Source organism: Pseudomonas sp. V98_8 (assembly GCF_029967975.1).
In the GTDB taxonomy this organism is placed as follows: Bacteria; Pseudomonadota; Gammaproteobacteria; order Pseudomonadales; family Pseudomonadaceae; genus Aquipseudomonas; species Aquipseudomonas umsongensis.
This window is the reverse complement of record NZ_JASCAE010000001.1, coordinates 273,359-300,203: the sequence shown is the minus strand read 5'-3', so window position 1 is coordinate 300,203 and position 26,845 is coordinate 273,359. Positions and strand designations below refer to the sequence as shown.

25 protein-coding genes are annotated in these 26,845 nt (G+C 59.9%); 13 read left to right on the top strand and 12 right to left on the bottom strand.

All coding sequences use genetic code 11. From position 1 onward, the window contains the following. Positions 1-7: 7 nt before the first annotated feature. The 3 genes from znuB to zur are packed head-to-tail and all read right to left on the bottom strand — an operon-like array spanning position 8 to position 2,056. The gene (gene znuB, locus QLG10_RS01335; RefSeq protein ID WP_020798047.1) at positions 8-796 is read right to left on the bottom strand and encodes a zinc ABC transporter permease subunit ZnuB; all 789 of its coding nucleotides are present in this window, start codon (positions 794-796) and stop codon (positions 8-10) included. Continuing rightward, the gene (znuC, locus tag QLG10_RS01330; RefSeq protein WP_188263299.1) at positions 789-1,574 is read right to left on the bottom strand and encodes a zinc ABC transporter ATP-binding protein ZnuC; all 786 of its coding nucleotides are present in this window, start codon (positions 1,572-1,574) and stop codon (positions 789-791) included. The genes znuB and znuC overlap by 8 nt, the downstream gene beginning before the upstream one ends. Further along, a complete protein-coding gene (gene zur / locus QLG10_RS01325; RefSeq protein ID WP_033038868.1) occupies positions 1,574-2,056 on the bottom strand; it encodes a zinc uptake transcriptional repressor Zur in 483 nt (160 codons plus the stop codon). Before zur ends, znuC begins: the two co-directional genes overlap by 1 nt. A 66-nt stretch (positions 2,057-2,122) precedes the next feature. Here zur and QLG10_RS01320 point away from each other — a divergent pair, with 66 nt between their 5' ends. Continuing rightward, positions 2,123-3,043, top strand: a complete 921-nt coding sequence (locus QLG10_RS01320; protein ID WP_110748589.1) for a zinc ABC transporter substrate-binding protein — start codon at positions 2,123-2,125, stop codon at positions 3,041-3,043. Between the two features lie 15 nt (positions 3,044-3,058). Here the strand turns inward: QLG10_RS01320 and QLG10_RS01315 are convergent, their stop codons facing one another. Both QLG10_RS01315 and QLG10_RS01310 read right to left on the bottom strand, forming a co-directional pair. Beyond that, positions 3,059-4,009 carry a homoserine kinase gene (locus QLG10_RS01315; RefSeq protein WP_110748480.1) on the bottom strand — a complete coding sequence of 317 codons (951 nt, stop codon included), beginning with the start codon at positions 4,007-4,009 and terminating at the stop codon, positions 3,059-3,061. A gap of 59 nt (positions 4,010-4,068) precedes the next feature. Continuing rightward, a complete protein-coding gene (locus QLG10_RS01310) occupies positions 4,069-4,359 on the bottom strand; it encodes a DUF2782 domain-containing protein (protein ID WP_110748477.1) in 291 nt (96 codons plus the stop codon). 74 nt (positions 4,360-4,433) lie between these two features. Here QLG10_RS01310 and polA point away from each other — a divergent pair, with 74 nt between their 5' ends. Further along, positions 4,434-7,253 carry a DNA polymerase I gene (polA, locus tag QLG10_RS01305; RefSeq protein ID WP_282485289.1) on the top strand — a complete coding sequence of 940 codons (2,820 nt, stop codon included), beginning with the start codon at positions 4,434-4,436 and terminating at the stop codon, positions 7,251-7,253. Positions 7,254-7,584: 331 nt separating this feature from the next. Here polA and yihA read toward each other — a convergent pair whose 3' ends face one another. Continuing rightward, a complete protein-coding gene (gene yihA, locus QLG10_RS01300) occupies positions 7,585-8,229 on the bottom strand; it encodes a ribosome biogenesis GTP-binding protein YihA/YsxC (RefSeq protein ID WP_110748473.1) in 645 nt (214 codons plus the stop codon). Positions 8,230-8,420: 191 nt separating this feature from the next. On the opposite strand from yihA, the gene QLG10_RS01295 reads away from it, so the two are divergent. The 7 genes from QLG10_RS01295 to QLG10_RS01265 all read left to right on the top strand — a co-directional run bounded on the left by QLG10_RS01295 (position 8,421) and on the right by QLG10_RS01265 (position 15,676). Continuing rightward, a complete protein-coding gene (locus tag QLG10_RS01295) occupies positions 8,421-8,711 on the top strand; it encodes a c-type cytochrome (RefSeq protein ID WP_110748470.1) in 291 nt (96 codons plus the stop codon). Between the two features lie 43 nt (positions 8,712-8,754). Then, on the top strand, positions 8,755-9,384 hold the full coding sequence (locus tag QLG10_RS01290; protein WP_110748467.1) for a c-type cytochrome: 630 nt from the start codon (positions 8,755-8,757) through the stop codon (positions 9,382-9,384). 199 nt (positions 9,385-9,583) lie between these two features. Continuing rightward, positions 9,584-10,225: a thiol:disulfide interchange protein DsbA/DsbL gene (locus tag QLG10_RS01285; protein ID WP_020798035.1), complete on the top strand. Its 642-nt coding sequence runs from the start codon at positions 9,584-9,586 to the stop codon at positions 10,223-10,225. Positions 10,226-10,239: 14 nt separating this feature from the next. Continuing rightward, entirely contained in the window at positions 10,240-11,115 is an 876-nt protein-coding gene (locus QLG10_RS01280; RefSeq protein ID WP_008064696.1) for an endonuclease/exonuclease/phosphatase family protein, read from the top strand. Then, positions 11,116-13,107, top strand: a complete 1,992-nt coding sequence (locus QLG10_RS01275; protein ID WP_282485288.1) for a diguanylate cyclase — start codon at positions 11,116-11,118, stop codon at positions 13,105-13,107. It begins immediately after the preceding gene. 103 nt (positions 13,108-13,210) lie between these two features. After that, a complete protein-coding gene (locus tag QLG10_RS01270) occupies positions 13,211-13,990 on the top strand; it encodes an N-acetylmuramoyl-L-alanine amidase (protein ID WP_188263303.1) in 780 nt (259 codons plus the stop codon). Positions 13,991-14,065: 75 nt separating this feature from the next. Next, the gene (locus tag QLG10_RS01265; RefSeq protein WP_110748456.1) at positions 14,066-15,676 is read left to right on the top strand and encodes an EAL domain-containing protein; all 1,611 of its coding nucleotides are present in this window, start codon (positions 14,066-14,068) and stop codon (positions 15,674-15,676) included. Between the two features lie 7 nt (positions 15,677-15,683). On the opposite strand, the gene QLG10_RS01260 is transcribed toward QLG10_RS01265, so the two are convergent. Further along, complete coding sequence (locus tag QLG10_RS01260; protein ID WP_110748453.1) at positions 15,684-17,468, bottom strand: KinB sensor domain-containing domain; 1,785 nt, start codon at positions 17,466-17,468, stop codon at positions 15,684-15,686. 10 nt (positions 17,469-17,478) lie between these two features. Next, positions 17,479-18,825, bottom strand: a complete 1,347-nt coding sequence (algB, locus tag QLG10_RS01255; RefSeq protein ID WP_248678813.1) for a sigma-54-dependent response regulator transcription factor AlgB — start codon at positions 18,823-18,825, stop codon at positions 17,479-17,481. 434 nt (positions 18,826-19,259) lie between these two features. Between algB and QLG10_RS01250 the strand changes: the two genes are divergently transcribed. The 4 genes from QLG10_RS01250 (at position 19,260) to QLG10_RS01235 (ending at position 23,201) form a co-directional block, all read left to right on the top strand. Continuing rightward, positions 19,260-19,547, top strand: a complete 288-nt coding sequence (locus QLG10_RS01250; RefSeq protein ID WP_110748448.1) for a hypothetical protein — start codon at positions 19,260-19,262, stop codon at positions 19,545-19,547. 71 nt (positions 19,548-19,618) lie between these two features. Beyond that, the gene (locus QLG10_RS01245) at positions 19,619-19,783 is read left to right on the top strand and encodes a DUF1328 domain-containing protein (RefSeq protein WP_003170804.1); all 165 of its coding nucleotides are present in this window, start codon (positions 19,619-19,621) and stop codon (positions 19,781-19,783) included. Positions 19,784-20,444: 661 nt separating this feature from the next. After that, complete coding sequence (gene gltP, locus QLG10_RS01240; protein WP_282485287.1) at positions 20,445-21,776, top strand: glutamate/aspartate:proton symporter GltP; 1,332 nt, start codon at positions 20,445-20,447, stop codon at positions 21,774-21,776. A gap of 195 nt (positions 21,777-21,971) precedes the next feature. Then, positions 21,972-23,201, top strand: a complete 1,230-nt coding sequence (locus QLG10_RS01235) for a spore maturation protein (protein WP_110748442.1) — start codon at positions 21,972-21,974, stop codon at positions 23,199-23,201. A 126-nt stretch (positions 23,202-23,327) separates the two neighbouring features. On the opposite strand, the gene QLG10_RS01230 is transcribed toward QLG10_RS01235, so the two are convergent. Genes QLG10_RS01230 through QLG10_RS01215 form a run of 4 tightly spaced genes read right to left on the bottom strand, consistent with a single transcriptional unit; the run spans position 23,328 to position 26,839 of the window. Then, positions 23,328-23,954: an ABC-type transport auxiliary lipoprotein family protein gene (locus QLG10_RS01230; protein ID WP_110748437.1), complete on the bottom strand. Its 627-nt coding sequence runs from the start codon at positions 23,952-23,954 to the stop codon at positions 23,328-23,330. Beyond that, positions 23,951-24,889, bottom strand: coding sequence for an MlaD family protein (locus QLG10_RS01225; protein WP_282485286.1), 939 nt, complete (start codon positions 24,887-24,889; stop codon positions 23,951-23,953). The genes QLG10_RS01230 and QLG10_RS01225 overlap by 4 nt, the downstream gene beginning before the upstream one ends. A 1-nt stretch (position 24,890) precedes the next feature. After that, a complete protein-coding gene (locus tag QLG10_RS01220; RefSeq protein ID WP_282485285.1) occupies positions 24,891-25,694 on the bottom strand; it encodes an ATP-binding cassette domain-containing protein in 804 nt (267 codons plus the stop codon). After that, complete coding sequence (locus QLG10_RS01215) at positions 25,691-26,839, bottom strand: ABC transporter permease (RefSeq protein ID WP_020798021.1); 1,149 nt, start codon at positions 26,837-26,839, stop codon at positions 25,691-25,693. Before QLG10_RS01215 ends, QLG10_RS01220 begins: the two co-directional genes overlap by 4 nt. Positions 26,840-26,845 lie beyond the last annotated feature (6 nt).

Here is a 26,845-nt window from a genome sequence, read left to right as displayed (position 1 = left end):
AGCAAGTCTACACCCCTCGACGGGGCAGAACAAAACTCAGCAGAAACAGCGCGGCGGCCGCCACTACAATCGACGGGCCCGCCGGGGTGTCCTTGAACCAGGACAACGCCAACCCGCCGCACACGGCGAGCACGCCCAGCAGGCTGGCGCCCAGTGCCATCTGCTCCGGTGAACGGGCGTGACGTTGTGCCGCGGCGGCCGGAATGATCAACAACGATGTGATCAGCAACACACCGACGATTTTCATCGCCACGGCAATCACTACGGCAATCAACAGCATCAGCGCCAGGCGCAATCCCGCCACCGGCAGCCCTTCGACCCTCGCCAACTCTTCGTGCACCGTGATTGCCAGCAACGGCCGCCACAACGTCACCAGCAACGCCAGCACCGCGGCGCTACCCCCGAGGATCCATGCCAGATCGGTCGGGCTGATCGCCAGCAAGTCACCGAACAGATAGGCCATCAGGTCGATCCGCACTTCGTGCATGAAGCTTAGTACCACCAGGCCCAAAGAGAGGGTGCTGGGTGCAAGAATTCCCAAAAGGGTGTCGGAGGCCAGCGGCTGACGCTGTTGCAAGGTCACCAGCAACACCGCCAACAGCAAGCAGCCGACGGTGACGGCTACAGTCGGGCTGACATCCAGCAAGAAGCCCAGCGCCACGCCCAGCAATGCCGCGTGGGACAGGGTGTCGCCGAAATAGGCCATGCGCCGCCAGACCACGAAGGAGCCCAACGGGCCCGCCACAACTGCCAGAGCCAATCCTGCAAGCAGGGCGTAGAGCAGAAAATCAGCCATGCTTGCAGCTATCTCCGTGAATATGGGTATGACCCGATGTCGGCGCCTTGACCACCGAGCCGTGCAGATCGTGGGCGTGGTCGTGGTGGTGGTGATAAATCGCCAGGCTTTGTGCGTTTTTTCCGAAAAGCTCGACAAATGCCGGATCGCCGCTGACCTGCTCGGGGTGGCCCGAGCAGCAGACATGGCGATTCAGGCAAACGACCTGGTCGGTGGTGCTCATCACCAGGTGCAAATCGTGGGAAACCATCAACACACCGCAGCCGTGACGGTCTCTCAGGCGGGTGATCAGGCTATAGAGTTCAGCTTGGCCGGCCACGTCGACGCCTTGTACCGGTTCGTCGAGCACCAGCAGCTCAGGCTCACGCAACAAGGCCCGGGCCAACAGGACACGTTGCATTTCACCGCCGGAAACACTTTGCACGGGGCTGTCGATCACCTGCTCGGCGCCGACTTCCTTGAGCGCGGCCAACGCCATCGCGCGGTCCACACCCGGCACCAGGCGCAAGAAGCGCAGCACCGAGAGCGGCAGGGTCGGGTCAACATGCAGCTTTTGCGGCATGTAGCCGACCCGCAGTTTCGGCTTGCGCCAGACGCTGCCGCTGTCGGGCTTCAGCAGACCGAGCACGGCGCGCACCAGTGTGGTCTTGCCGGCGCCATTGGGGCCGATCAGGGTCACGATCTGCCCCGGCTCGACGCTCAGTTCGATGTTATCCAGCACCGGTTGCCCGGCAAACGTGACGGCAACCTGCTCGAGGCGGATCAGCGCGTTGCTCATCAAGCCCCCTGGCAGCCCGAACAGAGACCGATCACTTCAACGGTTTGGCCTTCGACGACAAACCCGACGTCCCTGGCACTGGCGATGATCGCGTCGCTGATGGACTTCTGTTCGAGTTCGATGGCGGCGTGGCATTCACGGCAGATCAGGAACTGACCCTGGTGGGCGTGCGTCGGGTGATTACAGCCGATGAAGGCATTGAGCGAGGAGATACGGTGGACCAGGCCGTTTTCCAGCAGGAAATCCAGCGCGCGGTAAACCGTTGGTGGTGCGGCCCGGCGCCCGTCCTGTTCACTGAGGACCGCAAGAATGTCATAGGCGCCCAGTGGCTTATGGCTTTGCCACACCAGTTCCAGCACCCGCCGACGCAACGCGGTCAGGCGCAAGCCCTGGCGCGCACACAGGGCATCGGCCTCAGACAGTGCGCTGTGAACGCAATGAGAGTGGTCGTGGGGACGGCTGGCTATCGGTGTTTTAGGCATGAGCGGCGACGAGTATTGTGAGAGACGTTATTATGTTACCCGTTCTCGCCTCTTCGAGTGGTCATCGTGTCCCGACTTTTTTCCATCTTTGTCGCATTTTTCACAAGTTTTCTGCTGATCGGCACGGCGCAAGCCGAGGTCAAGGTCCTCACCAGCATCAAGCCGCTACAGCTGATCGCCGCTGCCGTACAGGACGGTGTGGCGATCCCGGAAGTCTTGTTGCCACCCGGCGCTTCGCCGCATAACTATGCCTTGCGTCCATCCGACGTACGGAAGGTGCAATCGGTGGATCTGCTGTACTGGATCGGGCCGGACATGGAAGGTTTCATGCCGCGGGTGCTCAATGGTCGAACGCTGCCGAGCGTTGCCGTGCAGGACCTTCCTGGCCTGAAACTGCGACATTTCGCCGAGGACAACCACTCCCACGCTGAAGAAGCGGACGAACATGACCACGACCATCGCCCAGGCAGCCTGGATGCGCATTTGTGGCTATCGCCGGCCAACGCCCGGGTTATTGCAGCGAAGATGGCGGCGGACCTGAGTGCAGCCGACTCGGTCAACGCGGCACGCTACCAGAGCAACCTGAAGGCATTTGACGAGCGCCTCGATGCGCTGGACGCACGCCTGAAGAAACGCCTGGGGGGTATTGAAGGCAAACCTTACTTCGTGTTCCACGAAGCGTTCGACTACTTCGAAGACGCCTACGGCCTGAAGCACGCCGGTGTGTTCAGTGTCGCCGCTGAAGTACAACCTGGTGCCCAGCACGTTGCGGCAATGCGTGCGCGGCTGCAGGAAGTTGGAAAGACCTGTGTATTCAGCGAACCACCACTGCGCCCGCGCCTGGCGGAAACCCTGGTGGCCGGGCTCCCGGTGAAACTGGCGCAGCTGGATGCGCTGGGCGGGTATACGCCGGCGACCGCCCAAGGGTATGAGCAGGTGCTGGAGAAGCTGGGTAACGATTTGGCGGGGTGCCTGGAGTCGTTGTAACAACCCAGCTCGCTCCTACAGGGCGAAAGGCAGCGGCGTATTGACCGTCTGCCGCTGCGCCAACCGCAGCTCAAACTCCATCGGATCGTGAATCAACACGTCCTGCCCGGCAAACGACTCCGCCGCGATCAAGCGCGACAACCAGAAGCGCACGCACGCCACCCGCAACATGGTCGGCCACAGCTCGGCCTCGGCCGCGGTGAATGGACGCAACGCGGCATAAGCCCCCAGCAACGCCCGCGCCCGAGGGCCGTCGATCAAGCCGTCATCGTCCGAACACCAGTCATTCAAGGCGATCGCCACGTCGTAGAGCATTGGCCCCGAGCAGGCGTTGTAGAAATCGATCAGACCGGTCAGGTGCGTGCCTTCGAACATCGCGTTATCGCGGAACAGGTCGGCGTGGATATTGGCGCGCGGCAACGCCAGAATTCTCTCTTTCTGCTGTGTGATTTCTTCCAGCGCCCGCTCCAGCAAAGCTTTCTGCCCGGCGTTGAGGTGCGAGAGAAATTGCGTGCCCTCTTCCAGCATCCAGTCCAGGCCACGATCGGTCTTGCGCTTGATCATCTTGGCCTGGGTCGCCAGGTGCAGGTGAGCAAGCAACTCGCCTACTTGCGCGCAATGCTGTGCGTTGGCTTGCTTGATGTGCTTGCCGGCCAGGCGCGGTTGCAGCAGCGCAGGCTTGCCAGCCAGCTCGCGCAACGCGACGCCGTCGGTAGTGCGCAGCGCGTAAGGCACCGGCAAGTCGGCTTCGTGCAACACGTCGAGCAATTCGATGAAGAACGGCATCTCCTGGACCGGGCCGCGCTCGACCAGGGTCAGGACGAATTCGCCCTGCTCCAGGCTGATAAAGAAATTGGTGTTTTCGCTACCGGCGGCAATCCCCTGGAAATCAAGCAGGCGGCCTAGGCCATAAGGGGCGAGAAAAGCTTCCAGCTCGGGCCGAGCCAGGGGGGTAAACACAGACATGATTAAAACTGCCAGTAGGAGGCGCCGCCCTTGAGCCAACGCCGATTGAAATTAAGAAACTACTTCCACTCAAAGATCTTCCACGACGGTATCAGCATATCCGGCTGATCCGAGCGGATGAAATTACCGTCTGAACCATCGGCGCGCACCAGAAAATAGGGCTTACCCACTGACGGCGTAACTTTGATGGCGTAAAGAAAACCATTCTGTCGGTACTCCTGAATCGTTTTGTCGCCTTCCGTGCGAATGGTTACTTCCGGATCTGGCGATGGCGCATCGTCCGCCGCCATCACGGCCAGCGGTGTAATTGCAAACAAGCCAGCCAGCAACAGGCGATTTAGTGTGCGCATGATAACCTTGTCCCTTTGTCGTCAACGGTCCCGCTATTCTAGCGCCGGACCCGCCGAAAAGGTTGATCCTGCTCATGAGCCAAGCCCCCCTCGTCCTGGTGGACGGTTCTTCTTACCTGTACCGCGCCTTTCATGCGTTGCCACCGCTGACCACGTCCAAAGGCCTGCCCACCGGCGCGGTCAAGGGCGTGCTGAACATGCTCAAGAGTCTGCGCAAGCAGTACCCGGACAGTCCCTTCGCCGTGGTATTCGATGCCAAGGGCGGGACATTTCGCGATGACATGTACGCAGAATACAAGGCCAATCGGCCGAGCATGCCCGACGATATGCGCGTGCAGATCGAGCCCCTGCATCAAAGCGTGATCGCCCTGGGCTTCCCGCTGCTGTGCGTAGAAGGCGTCGAGGCCGATGATGTAATCGGCACGCTGGCCCGCAGCAGCGCGGCGGCCGATCGCCCGGTGATCATCTCCACCGGGGACAAGGACATGGCGCAGCTGGTCGACGGCCACATTACCTTGGTCAATACCATGACCGGTAGCAGCATGGACGTAGAGGGCGTGAAGGAGAAATTCGGCGTCGCTCCCGAGCAGATCATCGATTATCTGGCACTCATGGGCGATTCGTCCGACAACATCCCTGGCGTTCCGGGCATCGGTCCAAAGACCGCTTCCGGCCTTCTGGTGGGCGTGAATGGCGGCTTGACCGAGCTCTACGCGCAGCTCGACATCGTTCCAACCCTGCCGATCCGCGGCGCCAAGACCCTGCCGGCCAAGCTCGAAGAGCACAGGGAGATGGCGTTCCTCTCCTACCAATTGGCGACCATCAAGGTAGATGTGCCGCTGGACATTGGCCTCGATGACTTGCAAATGGGCCCGGAAGATCCGGCCAAGCTCTACGAGCTCTACACCCTGCTGGAATTCAAAAGCTGGCTGAACGATCTTGATCGGGACGCCAAGCGTCTTGAATTGAGCGGTGCTGCCTCCGAGCCTGCTCCAATCGTCGATCTGTTCAGCGCCGCCGAAGCGGGCCCTGAAGCTGAAGTACCCGCGACAACGTCAGAAACCCGCTATGAAACCGTCCTCGATCAAGCGCGATTCGACGTTTGGCTGAATAAACTGAAAAACGCCACGCTGTTCGCCTTCGACACCGAAACCACCGGCATCGACGCACAGCAGGCACAACTGGTGGGCCTGTCTTTTGCGGTGCAAGCAAACGAAGCGGCCTACATCCCGTTGACCCACTCGTACATCGGCGTACCTGAGCAACTGGATCGCGACACGGTCCTGCGCGCCCTCAAGCCGATCCTGGAAGATCCAAACAAACTCAAGGTCGGCCAGCACGCCAAGTTCGACATGAACATTCTCGCCAACTGCGCCATCGGTGGCGATCAGGCAAACGGCATCACCGTGCGCGGGGTCGCTTTCGACACCATGCTCGAATCCTATGTGCTCAATTCCACAGCCACCCGCCATGACATGGACAGCCTGGCGCTGAAATACCTGGATCACACCACCGTGAGTTTCCAGGACATTGCCGGCAAAGGCGTAAAGCAACTGACGTTCGATCAAATTGCGCTGGAGCAGGCCGGGCCTTACGCCGCCGAGGATGCGGACATCACCCTGCGCCTGCACCAGGCCTTGTTCGACAAGCTGACCGCCATCCCGACCCTGGCCAGCGTGCTTACGAGCATCGAAATGCCCCTGGTGCCTGTGCTCGCACGTATCGAACGCCAAGGCGCATTCGTAGATGCCGCCCTGCTGGGCGTGCAGAGCATCGAACTGGGCGACAAGATGGTGGCGCTGGAGCGTGAAGCCTTCGAGATTGCCGGAGAGGAATTCAACCTGGGCTCACCCAAGCAGCTCGGCGTCATCCTTTACGAGAAGCTCGGGCTGCCGGTACTGAAAAAGACCGCCAAGGGCCAACCGTCCACCGCCGAAGAAGTGCTGGCCAAGCTGGCCGAGGACGACTATCGGCTGCCCAAGGTGCTGATGGAATACCGTTCCATGAGCAAGCTCAAAAGCACCTACACCGACCGTCTGCCGGAACAGATCAATCCGCGCACCGGGCGCATCCACACCTCCTATCACCAGGCCGTGGCGTCCACCGGGCGTCTCTCATCCAGCGACCCGAATCTGCAGAACATCCCGGTGCGCACAGCGGAAGGGCGGCGTATCCGCCAGGCCTTTGTTGCCCCGACCGGCTACAAGCTGCTGGCGGCCGACTACTCGCAGATTGAACTGCGGATCATGGCGCACCTGTCTCGCGATGAAGGCCTGATGAATGCCTTCCGCAATAACCTGGACGTGCACACTGCAACCGCTGCCGAGGTGTTCAAGGTCGAACTGGACCAGGTCACCTCCGATCAGCGTCGCAGCGCCAAGGCGATCAACTTCGGCCTGATCTATGGCATGGGTGCGCAGAAACTCGGCAAGGACATCGGCGTCGATACCAAGACCGCCAAGGCGTATATCGACACCTACTTCGCCCGTTACCCCGGTGTGCGCGAATACATGGATCGCACCCGCGCGCAGGCCGCGGATCAAGGCTACGTGGAAACGTTCTTCGGGCGACGGCTGTACCTGCCGGAGATCAATTCCAACAAGCCGCAAGAGCGTGCCGCAGCCGAACGCACGGCCATCAACGCGCCGATGCAAGGCACGGCAGCCGACATCATCAAGAAAGCCATGGTGGCCGTGGATGAATGGCTGACCTCTTCCGGCCTGGACGCCAAGGTCATCCTGCAGGTCCACGATGAATTGGTACTTGAAGTGCGCGAGGACCTTGTCGATCACGTCAGCAACGAGATTCGCCTGCACATGGGCGGCGCGGCGAAACTGGATGTGCCACTGCTGGTGGAAGTCGGGGTCGGCAATAACTGGGATGAGGCGCACTGAGCATGAACGCTGCTGCGGCATGATGCCGCGGCAGGCCCCAATCTGCGCTGCTTAGTCCAAAAAGTGATTGGGTTTATTCCAAAGCTTCTGAAAATAAACTGAACTAATCTCGCCAGGACCACTCAGATTTACTGAATGGCTGGTGAAGCCCTTCGATGCTCCTATGTTGTGTTAAGTGTTGGCAGATATCTGGACCCCGCCCTAGCGGTCTAGAACTTGAACCCCGGAACTTCCCCCTCCCCATAGAAGTCCGGGGTTTTTTTTGCCTGAAAACTGCCTGATGCGGTCATGCCACGCTGGCCTGACCGCTCCTGAGACAGTTTTTTCACGCTTATCCAGTTACTTCGTCAGCGCCTTTGTCCGGCAGTTCCATCCAGTTTGCCAATACAGTGTAGGCGTCTTCCAGGCCCATGCGCTTGGGTGCCGAAAACAACTGGATCGTCACGCTGTCGCCCCAACCCTTGCGGATTTGCGCCTGCACCTTGAGCAGGGTGTTCTTGGCCGCGCCGTAGGTCAGCTTGTCCGCCTTGGTCAGCAAAATGTGCATCGGCATGCCGGCTGCAACGGCCCAATCGAGCATCAACAGGTCGAAGTCGGTCATCGGGTGGCGGATGTCCATCATCAGGATCAGACCTTTCAAGCTCTCGCGACCGCCCAGGTAAGCTTCCAGGTGACGTTGCCAGTGTTGCTTGAGCGGGATCGGTACTTTTGCATAACCGTAGCCCGGCAGGTCGACCAGACGGCGTTCATCGTCTAGCTTGAAGAAGTTCAACAGTTGCGTGCGCCCCGGTGTTTTCGAGGTGCGCGCCAGGCTGGCATGCGTCAGGGTGTTCAGAGCACTGGACTTGCCGGCGTTGGAACGCCCGGCGAAGGCGACTTCAAAGCCCTCGTCATCTGGACATTGGTCGACTTTGGCGGCGCTGAGCATGAAGGTGGACTGTTGGCACAGACCGAGGATGGGATTCTTGAGTTGCATGGGATTTCCGATGTGGGCGGCGCCAGGAATGGGCGCGGCAAGCAGTGTCGCTTCCGTTTCAGTGACGCCAGTATATAATGCCGCAGATTTTGTGTGCGCTTTGTCCCGACGCAGGATGAAGTTCACGAGAGCGACAGACCTTGATTGCGCACTAGAACGCAGATCGCTCTCAACCCTGAAAAGGTCGTTTTATGACGAAATGGCTGCTAGTTGCCGGAGTCTTGATGCCGCTTTACAGCGCTCAGGCTACACAGGATCCGGAAACTGTGTACAACCGTGTTTGTGGTGCCTGTCATTCCGGCCAACTACCCACGGCGCCCCGCAAGGGCGTTCAGGAAGCTTGGACGCCGAGGTTGGCGAAAGGTATGGAGACGCTGGTGCAACACGTGACCCAGGGTTTCAAGGCGATGCCGCCGCGTGGTTTGTGCATGGACTGCAGTGCCGAGGATTACCAAGCCATCATCCGCTGGATGAGCGAGTAAACCCGGTCCATAACTTAACCCTTAGCCGTAGTTGGATTAGCTGATGAACAAATTGATCGTGAGTCTGCTGTTGACCGTGGGGATCTCCGGCATTGCCCATGCTGCAGGTGAGCCAGTCAAACCTGGTGACGCCGCCGCAGGCCAGGCAAAAGCCGCCGTATGTGGCGCCTGTCATGGCCCGGATGGCAACAGCATGGCACCTAACTTTCCAAAACTGGCAGGCCAGGGTGAACGCTACCTGACCAAGCAGTTGCACGATATCAAGTCGGGCAAGCGCACCGTCCTGGAAATGACCGGCCTGCTGACCAACCTGAGTGACCAGGATCTGGCAGACATCGCCGCCTACTTCGCCAGCCAGAAGGGCAGCGTCGGTGCCGCCGACCCGAAAGTCGTGGCTCGCGGTGAAGCACTGTTCCGTGGCGGCGACCTGGCCAAGGGTCTGCCATCGTGCACCGGCTGCCACTCGCCAAACGGCGCGGGCAACGCGGCCGCCGGCTTCCCACACCTGGGTGGCCAGCACGCTCAATATATCGCCAAGCAACTGACTGACTTCCGCAAGGAAGAAGGCGGTCGCAATAACGACGGCGATACCAAACCGATGCAGAGCATTGCCAAAAAGCTGAGCGACGAAGACATCGCCGCAGTGTCCAGCTATATCCAGGGCCTGCACTAAGAGCGATGGATCGGGCGTTGCGCAAGGCATCGAACCCTTGCAGCGTTAACGCTCGATTAATCCGTCACAGCAAGTATAAAAAGGGTGGCTTTGGCCGCCCTTTTTTGTGGCCGCTGCCGTTACACTACAGAACTAAGGCCCGCCATGACCTGTCTGAAATCAGGTCTCGCGAGGCGAAAAAATTGTCCAGGAGTAAAGCATGCGTAATCTGATCATCAGCGCCGTTTTTGCCGCTGCCAGCCTGTTCGGCATGACTGCCCAAGCCGCTGAAGCCCCCGCTGCACCTTATGTCGAGCTGAGCAATCCGGTTCCGGTCGCCGTGCCCGGCAAGATCGAAGTGGTGGAGCTGTTCTGGTACGGTTGCCCGCACTGCTACGCCTTTGAACCCGTGATCAACCCATGGGTTGAAAAACTGCCTTCGGACGTGAATTTCGTACGTATTCCGGCCATGTTCGGCGGCCCATGGGATGCACACGGCCAGATGTTCCTGACCCTCGAAGCCATGGGCGTCGAGCACAAGGTCCATGCTGCAGTGTTCGAAGCCATCCAGAAAGAACACAAGAAGCTGACCGACAAGAACGACATGGCGGACTTCCTGGCCACCCAGGGCGTCGACAAGGACAAGTTCCTCGCCACGTTTGACTCCTTCGCCATCAAGGGCCAGATCAACAAGGCGCGTGAGCTGGCGAAAAAATATGAAATCACCGGGGTTCCGACCATGATCGTCAACGGCAAATATCGTTTTGACGTAGGTTCGGCTGGCGGCGCTGAACAAGCCCTGCAACTGGCCGATAAACTGGTCGATCAAGAGCGAGCGGCTAACAAGGCTGCCGCCAACTAAGCGAGGCGCCTGCCATGCGCCGCTGGGGAACCGAACGCATCGTTGGCCTGCATGATCCGCGGGTCAACGAACATCATCTGGAATCGACAGGCCTGCCCGCCGACAGCCGTCTGCGCTTGCTTAGCTTCAATATCCAGGTGGGTATCAGCACCGAGCGGTATCGGCATTACCTGACCCGGGGATGGCAACATCTGTTGCCGCACACCGGGCGTGCCGACAATCTGCAAAAAATCGGCAATCTGCTGGGTGACTTCGACCTGGTCGCCCTTCAGGAGGCCGACGGTGGAAGCCTGCGTTCAGGCTACGTCAACCAGGTCGAACACCTGGCCCAGCTCGGCGCCTTTCCCTACTGGTATCAACAACTCAATCGCAATCTCGGACGCCTCGGCCAGCACAGCAACGGCGTGCTCAGCCGCCTGCGGCCTTGGGCGATCGAGGATCATCCACTGCCAGGGCCGAAGGGCCGCGGAGCGATTCTGGTGCGCTTCGGCGAAGGTCCGGAAGCGCTGGTGGTGGTCATGATGCACCTGGCACTGGGCGCACGAGCGCGCAGCATGCAATTGGCTTACATTCGTGAAGTCATTGGCGGTTATAAGCATCAAGTGCTGATGGGTGACATGAACACCCACGCCAGTGACCTGCTGCAACACTCTCCATTGCGCGACCTCGGGCTGCTGGCCCCACAAATGGAAGCGACGTTCCCAAGCTGGCGCCCGCAGCGCTGCCTGGACCATATTCTACTGAGCCCGAGCCTGACCCTTGAAAAGGTCGAGGTGCTGGCACAACCCATTTCCGATCACCTGCCGGTCGCGGTAGAGATTCGTCTGCCGGGTTCGCTCACGGCCGATGCATTGCCCGCGTTGAGTCCTGCCCCTCCGCGGATCCCATGAATGAGCGACGAAGCACAACGCTGGAAAGAGAAGTACCTGCAAAGCATCGAACACCAGGAAAAGCTCGAACGTCGCTGGGATGCCAGGCTAGACCTGCTGCGCCGGGGACTGGTGCGCAGCACGCTGGCGGCGGAAGGCACCGACCGCGCCGTTGACCAATGCATGAAGGAGATGCGCGAAGTCGTGCGTACCGACGACATGGACGCCGGACTCGCCGCCCTGCTGCCTCGCCTGGAAAAAGCCGTACTCGATTCCGAGCAGCGTCGGGAAACCCGGGTCTACCAGACCAGCGCCGCACTCACCGCTCTGGTCACGCAGCTGCAAACATTACCGCTACCCCGAGAAGTGAGCCGCCCCCTCAAGCACTTCGCCAAACAACTGGACAGTCGCGTCAGCCAGGCACGCGAGATCCCGCTACTGCTCGGCGAGCTGAGCGGACTGCAGGGCAAGGCCCTGAGCCAGCTGGAGAGTCCGGCGGAACCGGAACGACCGGGACTGCTGCAGCGGCTGTTCGGTCAGCGTGACACCGAAGAGGCGACCGTCCCCGCAGGACACGCTCTTATCGCGCAGACGGCCGAAACCGTTCCGGCGTCCGTCGTCGCAACCCCACCGGTCATTGCAGACACCGTGCCGCCGTTGCTGCACGAAACGCCAGATGTAACCCAGCCCATTGCTGTTGCGCCAACCCTCGAGCCGCAGCACGCGCCAGCCCGGCCTGCGCAAGTCATGCCCGAAGCCGAAACGCTACAACCCGTGAGACTGTCCGAACCTGTCGGCACTCCCACCCTCCCGGCTGAAATGGCAGTCAATCCCGACGAATTGAGCCCGGCGGTACTGCTCGATACCCTGCCACTGCCCTCGCCCATTGCCCAAGCACTGGCTGCCATCGATCCGCAGCAGCCCGAGCAAGACACGCTCTACGCCCTGCCCGACTCGCCCGAGCCGTCCTACAGCTCGGTGGCCAAACACATCGAAGATACCTTGCTGGGATTGCTCGATGATCTGACCGTACCGGAACGTCATCGCCCCCAAGCCGAATCCATGCGTGAACGGCTGAAAAATGGCCTTAACTGGTACGAGTTGCTGCCGATTCTCGACGATCTGGCGACTTTGATGCTGGCAATCTCCGACGGTGGCCAACACGAATTCGAAGCTTATCTGCAGCGGCTCAACGAACGCCTGGAATCGTTCCAGAGCAACTTGCAGGCCGCCAGCGCCGGCCATGCCGACAGCCGATCCGCCGCACAGGCGATGGACACGCAGATTCGCGAACAGGTCGACGGCCTGCAGAGCAGCGTGCAGGAAGCGGCCGACCTGGATGATCTCAAGCACGTGCTGGAAAATCATCTGGAAGTCTTGCTTGGCACCATGGACCAGCACCGCCAGCAGCGCGATGAGCGTGAGCAGGAAGTGGCGGCCCGCCTGCAAAGCCTGGCCGAGCGGGTCGCCCACATGGAGCAGGAAGCCCAGGGATTTCGCGAACACCTCGAAGAGCAACGCCAGAAAGCCTTGATCGATCCGCTGACCGGCCTGCCAAACCGCGCGGCCTGGAGCGAGCGCCTTGAGTATGAGATCGGCCAATGGCAGAAACACGGCAACACCCTGATGCTGGCCATGCTCGACCTCGATCACTTCAAGCGCATCAATGATAATTATGGGCACCTGGCAGGCGACAAAGTCCTGAAAATCATTGCCAATGTGCTGCGTAAACGCCTGCGCCCAACGGACTTCATTGCGCGTTTTGGCGGCGAGGAATTTGTCCTGCTAATGCCGTCCACAGTCCCGGCGGACGGCATGAAACTCCTGGAAACCCTGCGCGCCTCTATCGAAGCCTGCCCATTTCACTTCAGGGGTGAACCGGTGACCGTCACCCTCTCCATAGGCTTGGCAACATTCAGGCATGGCGAGCATGGCGATGTAGTGCTCAAAAGAGCCGATCAGGCGTTGTACCGGGCGAAAAATGCCGGGCGCAACCGGGTCGAGCCAGGCTGAGCGATTGTCGCTCCATTTTATTCAAATCATTGCGGTGGCCCAACACGCACCAGCCAGTACGTTACACTGTTGCATTACTGTCTCTAGCGTGTTGGCTTCCCCCATGAAATATCTTTCTCTCATCGTGTCGCTGATCCTGTTGGCGGGCTGCGCCAGCGGCCCCCGCTACGACACCAGCCATGCTTCGGCCAATCACGACAGTCGTATTCAGTTCGTCGTGCTCCACTACACCAATGCATCGCAGGAGCGCTCGCTGCAACTGCTGACCCATGGCGAAGTCAGCAGTCACTACCTGATTGGCGACGACAAGAAGGCGACCATCTACAAGCTGATGGATGAAAACCTGCGGGCCTGGCACGCCGGGGAAAGCCAATGGCAAGGCCGCACCTGGATGAACTCCAGTTCCATCGGCATCGAAATCGTCAATCCGGGCTTCAAGGACACCCCGACCGGGCGCCTGTGGTATCCCTACTCCGAAGCGCAGGTCGAGTCCCTGATCGTCCTGCTCAAGGATATCAGCCAGCGCTACGCAATCAGTCCTCGCAGCATTGTCGGCCATAGCGACATCGCGCCCTTGCGCAAGCTGGATCCGGGCCCCCTGTTTCCCTGGAAGCGCCTGGCCGAGCAAGGGTTGGGTATTTGGCCGAACGAACAAGCCGTAGCCCGTCAGCAGACCCGGTTCGAAACACAGCTGCCGAGCATCAGCTGGTACCAGGCACAACTGGCACGCGTCGGTTATGACACGCCGCAAACGGGCGAACTGGACGTTGCCACCCGCCACGTGCTGGCGGCCTTCCAGATGCATTTTCGACCGTCGCGCTTCGACGGTACGCCGGACGCACAAACGGCAGCGCTGCTTCAGGTTTTAAATCAGACAAAATAATGACGATCGCCCGACGGTCAGCGCGTTTCTCAAATAGCAGCTATAACTCATTGGTAATTCGTCGGATATTACATAATGACTGTTGCTCGAGAGACACTTCGCAGCTGGTTCTATCGCCCTTGGTTTCTGGCGATGCTGGCTGCTGTCTTGAGCGCTACGTTGATGATGGCCGGCAGTTACTTCGTTGCCATTCACCAGGTTGAGCAAAACGAAAGCTGGGAAATGAACGCCCAGGGTGAACGTTTTCTCGCTCGTCTGGAGCAACTGTTCGGCCAGTTGCGTGAAAGCCTTGACGACCTGGAAGCCCAGCCGTTGCGCAGCTGCGACGACGACATGATCGCGACTTTGCAGCAGGTCACCTTCAATTATCGCTTCGTCTATGAGGCAGCCTACATGGACGCCTCGCGAATCTGCTCCAACCGTCCGCGCCAGGAAGGTTTGTCATTGATACGCCCACCGGACATCAAGGGCCCCACCTATAGCTACTGGTTGAATACCACCACCGAACCTGATGAAAACCGTGCCGCGCTGATGCTCGGACGCGGCAATTTCCGGGTTGCGACGTCTCGCGGCCATTTGACCGACATGGTCGACCTTTCGCCGGGAAGCAGCCTGCTGGTCGTACTTGACCATGGCACCCGGGCCATTCCGGTACTGGGCGTCTCGCAAGCCTGGCCACCGAGCCATTGGCCGCCAAAAACCCGCGATGCTCTGCAAGTCACCCAGACACGCTTGATTTACCGCATGCCTACGGACAATCCGGAATACCAACTGGTGCTGATCAGCCCGCGCAGTGGCACCCATATACCGCCCGTGTGGTGGTGGTTGCTACCCGCCTGTCTGCTACTGGCTCTTTGCGTGGGTTTCCTGGTGTTTTTGCTGGTGCGCCAGCGCCAGTCACTGGACGCGGAGCTGACGGGAGCCATCCGCCGAGGTGAGCTGCAGGTGCTCTATCAGCCGATCTTTGATCTCGACAGCCGCAACTGCGTCGGGGCCGAAGCCTTGCTGCGCTGGAGAAGGCCGGACGGCACCCTGACCAGTCCCGACCTGTTTATCCCGATGGCAGAGAACACCGGGCAGATCCGCCAGATGACCGACTTTGTCCTGCAACGCCTGCTTGAGCAACTGGGGCAACTGCTGCGGGCCAACCCGCAGTTGTACATCTCGGTCAACCTGGCAGCTTGCGATGTCATGATCCCGCGGATCGGCCAAGTGATGGCTCGCTTGCTGACCCTGCACCGGGTGGCGGCCAAGCAGATTGCCTTTGAAGTCACCGAACGCGGATTGATCGATGTGGTGGTGGCCCGGGAAAACCTGCAAGCCTTGCGGGATGTCGGGCACCAGGTACTGATCGATGACTTTGGCACCGGCTACTGCAGTCTCGCCTACCTGCAGACCCTGCCGGTGGATTGCCTGAAAATCGACAAAGCTTTCATCGATGCGCTGGGCCACGACGCAGCGAGCAGCGGTGTTGCGCCGCATATTATTCACATGGCCCAGTCACTGCATTTGAAGGTGATTGCCGAAGGCATCGAGCATGAAGCCCAGGCGGCGCTCCTCAGCAGTGAGGGGGTGAGATTCGGCCAGGGCTGGCTGTTTGCCCATGCACTAAGTGCGGTGCAGTTCATTGAATTGATAACCCGAGGTCGCCGACTGGCTGGTCGACGCCTGGATGACGAAGCGTAAAAAGCGCCTACACCGTCAACGTCATATAAAACTGAGTCCCCTGCCCCGGTCGCGAGTAAACACCCATTCGCCCTCCATGCAGTTGCACGATTTCCTTGCACAACGCCAAACCGAGTCCAGCCCCGCCTTTCTTGCGGCCGACCTGGACAAACGGCTCGAAGATCCGGCCTTGTTGGCCATAGGCGATGCCTTCACCGTTATCTTCGACGCTGATGATGACCCGTTCCCCATGACGCCTGGCTTGCAGGCGTATCCGCCCGCCGGTGGCGGTATGACGCAGTGCATTATCGATCAGATTGTCGAGCACCCGGTCCAGTTGCGCCTGATCGGCTTGCAACCTAGGCAAGGGTCCCTGGACTTCTATCAACAGCTCGACACCCTTCTCTCGGGCTCCGTCGGCAAAGCGAATCTGCGCTTGCTCCAGCAAATCCTCGATGGAGCATGGCGCCAGGGTCAGTTTCTGCAAGCCGTTCTGGTAACGGGAGAAATTCAGCAAGTCATTGATCAGTTGCATCAGCCGCTGCATTTCTTCGTTGACCGTGTCCAGCAGGTCCGCCTCGCGGGACTCCGGTGGAAAATGCGAGCGCTCGCGAAACAGCCCAAATGCCATGTGCATGCCCGTCACGGGCGTGCGCAGTTCATGGGAGGCGCGCAAGACGAACTCGCTACGCACCCGTTCGAAGGCACGCTGTTCAGTCACATCGTGCAGCACCATCACTGCACCGAGGATATGCCCTTGGGTGTGGATGACCGGCGTCAGGCTATACGTCAGCAACCGCGTCTCGCCATCGACCTCGATGCTCAGGTCATCCGGCATACGTTCCAGCGTACCGCCACGCAGTACCAGCTGCAGTTGCTCATCGAGTTCGGGATGCTCCAGCGCCTCACCCAAGCCTCGCCCGAGCCGATCGGAGTCCCAGCCTAACTGGCGCTGCGCTACAGGGTTAAGGTGCTCCAGATGCCCCTGGCGATCAATCATCAGCAAGCCATCGTCGATACCATCGAGCACCGCTTGCAAACGCTGCTGTCCCGCCAGCAACTCATCGACGTTAGTGGCCTGATGTTCACGCAATGCCTCGGCCATGATCCCGAACCGACGAGTCAGCTGATTCAGCTCCACGGCCGATGACACCGGCAGTGTGACGTCGAAATTTCCCTGGCCAATATTATCCGCTGCCTGCGCCAGGGCCTCGATGGGCTCACCGAATCGCCGGGCGATGGCGTGTGCGGTAATGAAGCCGATGATCAACACCGCCAGCCCAACCAGGCCAAGCAGCCCGGCAATCAGCAGTGCACGCTCACGGGCTTTGCGTTCGACAGTGCTGATGTCATCCAGCGCCCGCTTGTGCTCCGTAATCAAGCCATTGCGCAATAGATTGAATTTTTCGGTCAGCTCATCGTTGCCACTGAGTACGCGCGTCGGGTCAGGGGACACTTCATACGCACCTATAAAGCTCAAATAATCAGCCTTGGCCTTTTTGAAGCCGTGGGTTTCATCTGGCGGTTCCTGGGCAATGCCTTCCTCCAGCAGCTCAAGGTAACGCTGCCTGGACGCCTCGAGGGCGGCAGGATCGCTTTTTTCACTGAGCATGATGAGCAACTGATCGCCCAGTGTTTGTCGCAACTTGAGCCCCAGATCCAGAGTGACGAAATTGTTGCGCACCAACGCTTCCTGGCTCCCGGCCATCTGCAACACACTGACAAGACCGAGCAGTAGCCCAAGCAGTGCGACAGTGATCAGTGCAGAAATGCTGAGGAACAGCCGGGTCTGCAACTTCATCGCCGGTTTCATCGCCGCGAACTCACAGGTTGTACTGCTTGCGCTTGCGATACAGCGTCGACGCATCGATTCCCAAGGTCTTGGCGGCTTGATCCAGCGTGCCTGCGGTGGCGAGGACGGCACCGATATGGGCCTTTTCCAGCTCATCCAGGCTTAACGGCGCACCAATACGCGGTGCGTTGTTGATCGGCGCTTCAGCCATGCCCAGGTGGCTGATCTCGACCCGCTCCTGCGGGCAAATAATGCTCGCACGCTCCACTACGTTACGCAGTTCGCGAATGTTCCCCGGCCAGCGGTAACCCAGAAGCGCTTCACGGGCTTCGTCGCTGAAACCCCGTGCCGGGCGCGCGTATTCCTTGACGAAACGGGCCAGAAACCGGTCTGCGAGGTTGAGAATGTCTTCCCGGCGCTCGCGCAGGGGTGGCAGGTGCAACGTAATGACATTGAGCCGATACAACAGGTCCTCGCGAAAGCGCCCGTCGCGGACCATGTCTTCCAGGTTCTGGTTGGTGGCCGCAAGAATGCGCACATCGGCCCGACGCGTGATGGGGTCACCCACCCGCTCGTATTCCTTGTCTTGAATGAAGCGCAGCAACTTTGGTTGTAAAACCAGGGGAAAATCGCCGATTTCGTCGAGAAACAAGGTCCCGCCATCAGCTTGGTTGACGCGCCCCAAGGTGCTTTCGCTGGCACCGGTAAATGCCCCCCGGCTGTGGCCGAACAACTCACTTTCCATGAGCTCGGCCGTCAGCGACGGACAGTTGATAGTGATACAGGATTTTTTTGAGCGCTTGCTCCAGCCGTGAATCGCTTGGGACAACTCGCCTTTACCGGTGCCGGACTCGCCGAGGATCAAGATGTTGGCGTCGGTATTAGCCACCTGGCGGGCGGTCTCGAGCACGACCTTCATGGCCGGGCTGTGAGAGTCCAGACCTTCCTTGGGTTTGCGCACCTCACCTTCCAGGGCCTCCAGACGAGCCGACAATTGCCGCACTTCCAGCTGTTTGGCCGTGGCCAAGCGCAATTGATCGGGGCTGCACGGCTTGACCAGATAATCGGCGGCACCCGCCTGAATTGCGTCAACGGCGGTGTCTACGGCCGAATGCGCGGTGACGATCACCACGCGCATCCATGGGGCCTGGATGCGCATCTGTGCCAACACGTCCAGACCGTTGTCCTCCCCCAGGCGCAAATCGAGGAAGCACAGGTCGAAAACTTGACGTTGCAGCAAGGCTTCAGCTTGCGCAGCGCTGTTAGCGGTCGCAACGCTATAGCCTTCATCTTCAAGGCAATAGCGGAAGGTTCGCAGGATGGCAGACTCATCATCCACCAGAAGAATGCGGCCTTGATGCTCAGTGGCGGATTCCATTTTCCTACGCTCCTTAAAGAATGATCTTGGTTAGTCCCGGAAAAATCGGGCAAGTTGCATGGTTTATTCTGATCCATTCCTGCCTTAGCAGGGTAGCTAACTCTTGTCCCCTCGCTGCAGCGCCCGAAATCAGCTGATTGGAACGCCCCCCCATTTATCAGAGAGGCCTTGCGTCCATTTCTGACAGCCGCGCCCTACTCTCAATTCAAAAAGATTGCGATGTGTTTGCCAGGCGTCGTGCATTACGCACGACCGGACGAGGGCTCATCGTGCAGGATGCGTCGATTCACATCCGCACGATAAACATAACTAATTGTTTTTAAAGGCTTTTTTTAGGAAAAAAAACTGGCATGCAGGCTGCAATAACCTGGTTAACGCAGGGCAGACAACAAATGCCCTCAGCCCAATTTCCCCAGCGTGGGAGGAGCTTCAGGATGATTCGCCAACGTGCCGCCCAATTGCATTTCTCGCCACTGCATGTTCAGCAAGGCCTGTTTGCGATACTTGCGCTGGTGATCACCTTGATCGCCGGTCAACAGTTTCTTCTATGGGAACAGAGTCAGCAGCCAGAAGCCCCGCGCATTTCGTTTGAACTTCCGACCCAAACCCATTTCAGCGCGGCAGGCAGCGGTTCGGTAGATATCACCCCGATGAGAATGATGGACGTCGACCAGGCGCAACCGGCCAATGAGATGCCCCGTCAAGAACGTTGGGTGTTCTGAGCACGTCAACTTGGTGCGCTCGACGCGCCGGGATAGCAATACCTCTTAATAGAAGCGTAAGGAGAATCATCATGTTGAGCTGGGCAATCACGTTCCTGATCATTGCCATTGTCGCCGCAGTTCTGGGCTTCGGTGGTATCGCGGGCACCGCCACGGGTATCGCCAAGATTCTCTTTGTCGTGTTCCTGGTGATGTTCATTGCGTCCTTCTTCTTCGGCCGTCGCGGACGAGGTTGAACAAAGTTCAAGACGCGAAAGAAGCGCATCGCTTCTTTCGCGCTGCGCCACCTGAGGAAGGCAGGCGCATGACCAAGGGGTCGGGACGTTCTGCCTGCTTCAGGGGCGGAGTGACCTACGGGTACAGGGAGTGCCTGCGCAAGGGCCGGGTCAGGTAAAGCTGCCACGCAAGTTCGCCGGCCGAGCTGGGTTCGACGAGCTTGCGTAGTGCTTGAAGGTTGCAGCACCTGCGGGAAAAGTCTCCAGAAGCGTCATGAGCGACCGTACATCGAGAAAAATCGCGTTTCTTTTGCGCTCATATCTGTGCGCAGATCTGCTGAATTCCAGTCATTTTGACACCCTTCCCCACTGCTCAAAAAACATACAATCTGCTCTGTGATGGCCGGTTCACGGCACTTATGCCTGCCAATATGTCGTATTCGAACCGGTTGGGACGCGCGTTTCAGTCAAAAAACCTCATGCCGATTCGGCATAGGGTAGGCGTTTACGGCATTAGACGTCGCTTCCTTGCATCGGAATAGTTGCGCCTTTTTTCGCCTGCCAGAGAGCCACTAACAAGCGCTCCGGGGCTCCTTATACGGGGGCAAGTGCTCTGACGTTTTCGCCACAAGCGAGGCCGTTCATGCATCTGCCCGAGTCAAACTGAAGTAAGGGTAAAGATATGAAGAAGGCAAAGCTTAGCCTCGCCTGGCAGATCCTCATCGGTCTGGTATTGGGGATTGCAATCGGTGCGCTGCTCAACCATTTCAGTGCCGAAAAAGCCTGGTGGATCAGCAACGTCCTGCAACCGGCAGGCGATATCTTTATCCGTCTGATCAAGATGATCGTGATTCCGATCGTCATCTCTTCCCTGATCGTCGGCATTGCTGGCGTCGGTGACGCCAAGAAGCTGGGGCGTATCGGCTTCAAGACCATTGTCTATTTCGAAATCGTCACCACCATCGCCATTGTCGTGGGTCTGCTGCTGGCCAACCTGTTCCACCCGGGCGCCGGTATCGACATGAGCACCTTGGGCACTGTGGACATTTCCAAGTACCAGGCCACGGCGGCCGAGGTTCAGCATGAACACGCATTCATCGAAACCATCCTCAACCTGATCCCGTCGAATATCTTTGCCGCCATGGTTCGCGGCGAAATGCTGCCAATTATCTTCTTCTCGGTGTTGTTCGGCCTCGGCTTGTCAAGCCTGCAGGCGGACCTGCGCGAGCCGCTGGTGAAGATGTTCCAGGGCGTATCGGAAAGCATGTTCAAGGTCACCCACATGATCATGAACTACGCACCGATCGGCGTATTCGCACTGATCGCGGTGACCGTGGCCAACTTCGGCTTCGCTTCCCTGCTGCCACTGGCCAAACTGGTCATCCTGGTTTATTTCGCCATCGCCTTCTTCGCCTTCGTGGTGCTGGGCCTTATCGCTCGCCTGTTCGGCTTCTCGGTGCTCAAGCTGATGCGCATCTTCAAGGATGAGCTGGTACTGGCCTACTCCACCGCCAGCTCCGAAACCGTGCTGCCGCGTGTGATCGAAAAAATGGAAGCCTATGGCGCGCCCAAAGCCGTTTGCAGCTTCGTCGTGCCAACCGGTTACTCGTTCAACCTGGACGGTTCGACCCTGTACCAGAGCATCGCGGCCATCTTCATTGCCCAGCTCTATGGCATTGATCTGTCGATCAGCCAGCAATTGCTGCTGGTGCTGACCCTGATGGTCACCTCCAAGGGCATCGCCGGTGTACCTGGCGTGTCCTTCGTAGTACTGCTCGCTACTCTGGGCAGCGTCGGCATCCCGCTCGAAGGCCTGGCATTCATCGCCGGTGTCGACCGTGTCATGGACATGGCACGTACCGCTCTGAACGTGATCGGCAATGCCTTGGCCGTGCTGGTCATCGCTCGTTGGGAAGGCATGTACGACGACGCCAAGGGGCAGCGCTACTGGAACTCCCTGCCGCACTGGCGCAGCAAGGAAAAGCTCCCAGCGGGTGAAACCTCCAGCAACTAATGCAAATACCCCTCCTGTAGGAGCGAGCATGCTCGCGATGGAGGCCGGAACACCGCGCGCATCCAGAACGCCCGCGTCATCGTTGACGTCCATCGCGAGCTTGCTCGCTCCTACGACAAACCCCGGAGAAAATCCGGGGTTTGTCGTTTCTGGCCACCCCGCTATCATTCGCGCATCTTTTGGGGGATTTGACTGATGCTCAATGGCCTGTGGCTTGGCTTCTTCATCGTGGCTGCCGTGTCGGCGCTGGCGCAATGGTTGATCGGCGGCAACGCCGGGATCTTCGCGGCGATGGTGGAAAGCATCTTCGCCATGGCCAAGTTGTCCGTCGAAGTCATGGTTCTGCTGTTCGGTACCCTCACCCTGTGGTTGGGCTTTCTGCGGATCGCCGAGAAGGCCGGGATCGTCGAATGGCTGGCCAAGGCCCTGGGGCCGCTGTTCTTGCGCCTGATGCCGGAAGTCCCGCCTGGCCACCCCGCCATCGGCCTCATCACCCTGAACTTCGCCGCCAACGGCCTGGGCCTGGACAACGCCGCCACGCCGATCGGCCTCAAGGCCATGAAGGCGCTGCAGGAGCTCAATCCCAGCGATACGATTGCCAGTAACGCGCAGATCCTGTTCCTGGTGCTCAACGCCTCCTCCCTGACCCTTCTGCCGGTGACGATCTTCATGTACCGCGCCCAGCAAGGTGCGCCCGACCCGACGCTGGTGTTCCTGCCGATCCTGCTCGCCACCAGTTGCTCGACCATTGTCGGCTTCCTGGCCGTGGCCTTCATGCAACGCCTGCGCGTCTGGGACCCGGTGGTGTTGGCGTACCTGATTCCCGGCGCCCTCGCCCTCGGTGGTTTCATGGCGCTTCTGGGGACGATGTCAGCGAGCGCACTGGCAGGTTTGTCGTCGATCCTCGGCAACTTGACGCTATTTGGCTTGATCATGCTGTTTCTGGTGATTGGCGCGTTGCGCAAGGTCAAGGTCTACGAAGCGTTCGTCGAAGGCGCCAAGGAAGGCTTTGACGTGGCGAAGAACCTGCTGCCGTATCTGGTGGCGATGCTGTGCGCCGTGGGCGTGTTGCGCGCGTCCGGCGCCCTGGATTTCGGCCTGGACGGGATTCGTCACCTGGTGGAATGGGCCGGCTGGGACACGCGCTTCGTCGATGCGCTGCCAACGGCGATGGTCAAACCCTTCTCCGGCAGCGCTGCCCGGGCGATGCTGATCGAAACGATGAAAACGTCGGGTGTGGACAGCTTCCCGGCGCTGGTGGCGGCGACGGTTCAGGGCAGTACAGAAACCACGTTCTATGTGCTGGCGGTGTACTTCGGCGCAGTGGGCATCCAGCGAGCGCGGCATGCGGTGGGGTGTGCGTTACTGGCGGAATTGGCCGGTGTATTGGGCGCCATTGGCGTCTGCTACTGGTTCTTCGGCTAACCACAATCCCTGTAGGAGCGAGCATGCTCGCGATGAGCTGAACGATAACGCGGGGTGTCTGGTAACCCGTGTTGTTTTAGCGCCCATCGCGAGCACGCTCGCTCCTACAGGGGTTTTGCGCCAGGTTCACGGCCTTGGTGGCGGTGCGACCTTTTTCCCTTGCTCAACCGCCCACGCCACCACCTGCGTCGTCAGTTGATCGCTGGCCTGGCCAAATCCGGCCACCACCGCCGGCACCTTCACATCGCTCAAAGGCTGGCGCACTTCAAAACGTCTGCTGGCGAGGATTCGCTGGTCATAACCACGCACCAGTAAGGCGTCCAGGCGCACGATCACGTCGGCGTTGGTACCCTGATATTCGGTCTGAAACGCCTGCAAGCTGCCACCCAGCTCCAGATCCGCCTGAAAGTTGCTGTCATCGGTGCTAAGCAGCGTCACCCGACCGTCACGCTGGAAACCATCGAGCAGGCGATTGCGCATCAGCACCGGCGCCGGGTCGCTCCAACGTGCACCCTTGTAGCTGCTGATCACGTCGCCCTGGGGGATGACGGCGATGTTCGGACTGTTCAACGCTTCACTGGCCTGGGGTTTGTTCAGGCGCAACGACCAGTGCTGCGGCGTGGCGTGAGCAGGCGCCACACTGCTTTGCGCCGAAGGCAATCGATAGAGATCGAAGGGTTCTGGCTTGGGCAGGATCGAGCAGGCGCTGATCAACGTGAAGCTGGCGAGGAGGGCGAGGGTAGACAGCTTCATGGGGTGAACTCCTTGTTCTTGTCACTGCCCAGCAGGTAACCGCTGGGGTTGGCCTCGAGGCGCTGGGAGATGGAGCGCAACGAGGTCAGGGTTTCCCGCAGCTCGCGTATTGCCGGCGCCAGGCCATTGAGGCCCTGCATGCCGCTGTTCAACGAGTCCTGATTGGTGCTGAGCAGCTTGCTGATCGTCGCGCTGCTCTGTTCCAGCGATTTCATGGCCTGTTCGGCGCTGCCGAACATCTGCTTGCCCTGATCATTGAGTAAGCCGTTGGCGCTGCGCATCAGTGTCGACGTCTGTTCCATCATGGTGCTGGCCTGTTTGCCGACCGCCGCCAGTTGCTGCATGGCCTGACGGATATCGCCACGCTGGTCGGCGATGGTGCCGGTGGTGACTTCCAGATGTTCCAGGGTCTTGCTGATACGCTCGATGTTTTCCGTGGAAAACATCAGGTTGGCATTGTGCATCAGCATGTTCACCCCGGCCATGAGGTCGTTGCTGTCATTGAGCAACCGGGCGATGGGCGAGGGCGAAGCGACAATGGTCGGCAGTTTGCCGTCCTTGCCCTTGAGGGGCGGGCTCTGGGGCGTACCGCCGCTGAGCTGGATGATCGATGTTCCGGTGACCCCGGTCAGCGCCAGCTTGGCCTGGGTATCTTCCTTGATCGGTGTTTCGCCGCCCAGACGAATCCTGGCCAGCACCCGACGCGGGTCTTTCGGGTCCAGCCGCAACAGCACCACGTCGCCGACCTTGATCCCGCTGTACTGCACCGGGCTGCCCTTGGATAGACCACTGACCGCCTCGTTGAATACAACCTCGTAGTCCTTGAACTCGGTGTCGACACTGGACTTGGCCAGCCACAGGCCAAAGAGCAGGGCGCCTGTCACCACAATCACGGTGAACAGGCCGATCAATACATGATGGGCTCGGGTTTCCATGTCAGACCTCGTTGAGCTGTTGAGCGGCCGTCAGCGCCGCGCGGCCGCGAGGGCCATGGAAGTATTCATGAATCCACGCGTCGTCGGTTTCCGAGACGACATCAATGGCATCGGCCACCAGCACTTTCTTCTGCGCCAGCACTGCCACTCGGTCGGTGATGGTGTAGAGCGTGTCGAGGTCGTGGGTCACCAGGAACACGCTAAGGCCCAAGGCATCGCGCAGGGTCAGGATCAGTTGATCGAAGGCGGCGGCACCAATCGGATCGAGACCGGCGGTGGGCTCGTCGAGAAACAGGATGTCCGGGTCCAGCGCCAAGGCCCGTGCCAGTGCCGCACGCTTGATCATGCCGCCGGACAGGGACGCGGGGTACTTGTCCGCCGCCGACAGCGGCAAGCCAGCCAGGGCCAGTTTTACCGCCGCCAGGTGCTCGGCTTCGTCACGGCTCAATCCCGCGTGTTCGATCAGGGGCAGGGCGACGTTCTCGGTCACCGTCAACGAAGAGAACAGGGCGCCTTTCTGGAACAGCACACCAAAGCGCCGTTCGATCAGGGAGCGCTCGTGCTCGGGCAGGGTCGGCAGGTTTTTACCGAAGACTTTCACCACGCCCTCGCTGGGCTGGCGCAAACCGACGATGCTGCGCAGCAGCACGGATTTACCGCTGCCGGATCCCCCGACCACGGCCAGGATCTCGCCCTTGTACAGATCCAGATCGAGGTTTTCGTGCACGCTCTGGCTACCGAAACGATTGCACAGCCCGCGGACTTCGATCACCGCCTCGGCGGGCGCTCGGGGTAAACGACTCACCAACTCATCTCCATGAAAAACAGCGCGGCCACGGCATCGAGCACGATCACCACGAAAATCGACTGCACCACGCTGGAGGTGGTGTGGGCGCCAACGGACTCCGCACTGCCGCTGACTTTAAAGCCTTCCAGGCAACCGATCGCTGCAATGAGAAACGCGAAGATCGGCGCTTTGACGATCCCCACCAGAAAGTGCTGGACGCCGATGTCCGACTGCAACAGCGACAGAAACATCGCCGGCGAAATATCCAGCGCTACCGCGCAGACGACGCCGCCACCGATAATCCCCGAGACCATCGCCAGAAAGGTCAGCATTGGCAAGGCGACCAGCAACGCCAGGACTCTCGGCACCACCAGCAACTCGATCGGGTCCAGGCCCAGGGTGCGAATGGCGTCGATTTCCTCGTTGGCTTTCATCGAGCCGATCTGCGCGGTGAACGCACTGGCGGTGCGCCCGGCCATCAGGATTGCGGTCAGCAGCACGCCGAATTCGCGCAGGAAGGCAAACGCCACCAGGTCCACGGTGAACACGCTGGCGCCGAAGGTGGTAAGCACCGTCGCCCCGAGAAAAGCCACCACGGCGCCCACCAGAAAGGTCAACAGGGCAACGATGGGCGCGGCGTCGAGACCGGTCTGTTCGATGTGCGCCACCATCGGCGTGATGCGCCAGCGGCTGGGGCGAAACAGACCACGCACGATGGTTTCCAGAATCAGGCCGACGAACCCCAACAATTGCAGGGTGTCCTGCCAGACCGCGTCCACCGCGCGGCCGATGCGGGTCAGCAATTGAATGCCGACGCTGATTTCCGGCTCCTTGAGCGGCACGCAGAAATCCGTCATCGACTGATAGACGGTTTGCAACAACGCGCGGTCGGCAGTGGAGAGGGTGCAATCGGGATGTTCGGCGGATCGACCCAGGCGCTCGGAACCCAACAGTTCCACCAGCAGCGAGGCGCCGGCCGTATCAAGGGCGCCGAGGCCATTGAGGTCGATGTGGGTGCTGTCGTCGTACTGGCCTTCGAGCTTTTCACTCAGGTGCTTGAGGTCGGCGTAATGGGCAAGCGTCCAGTCTCCCGTCACCCGAATCTGAGGCGGGGAGTGCGAGGTGTCCAGTTGGGCATTGCCGGCCACTGTGCTGCTGGTCATAAGCTC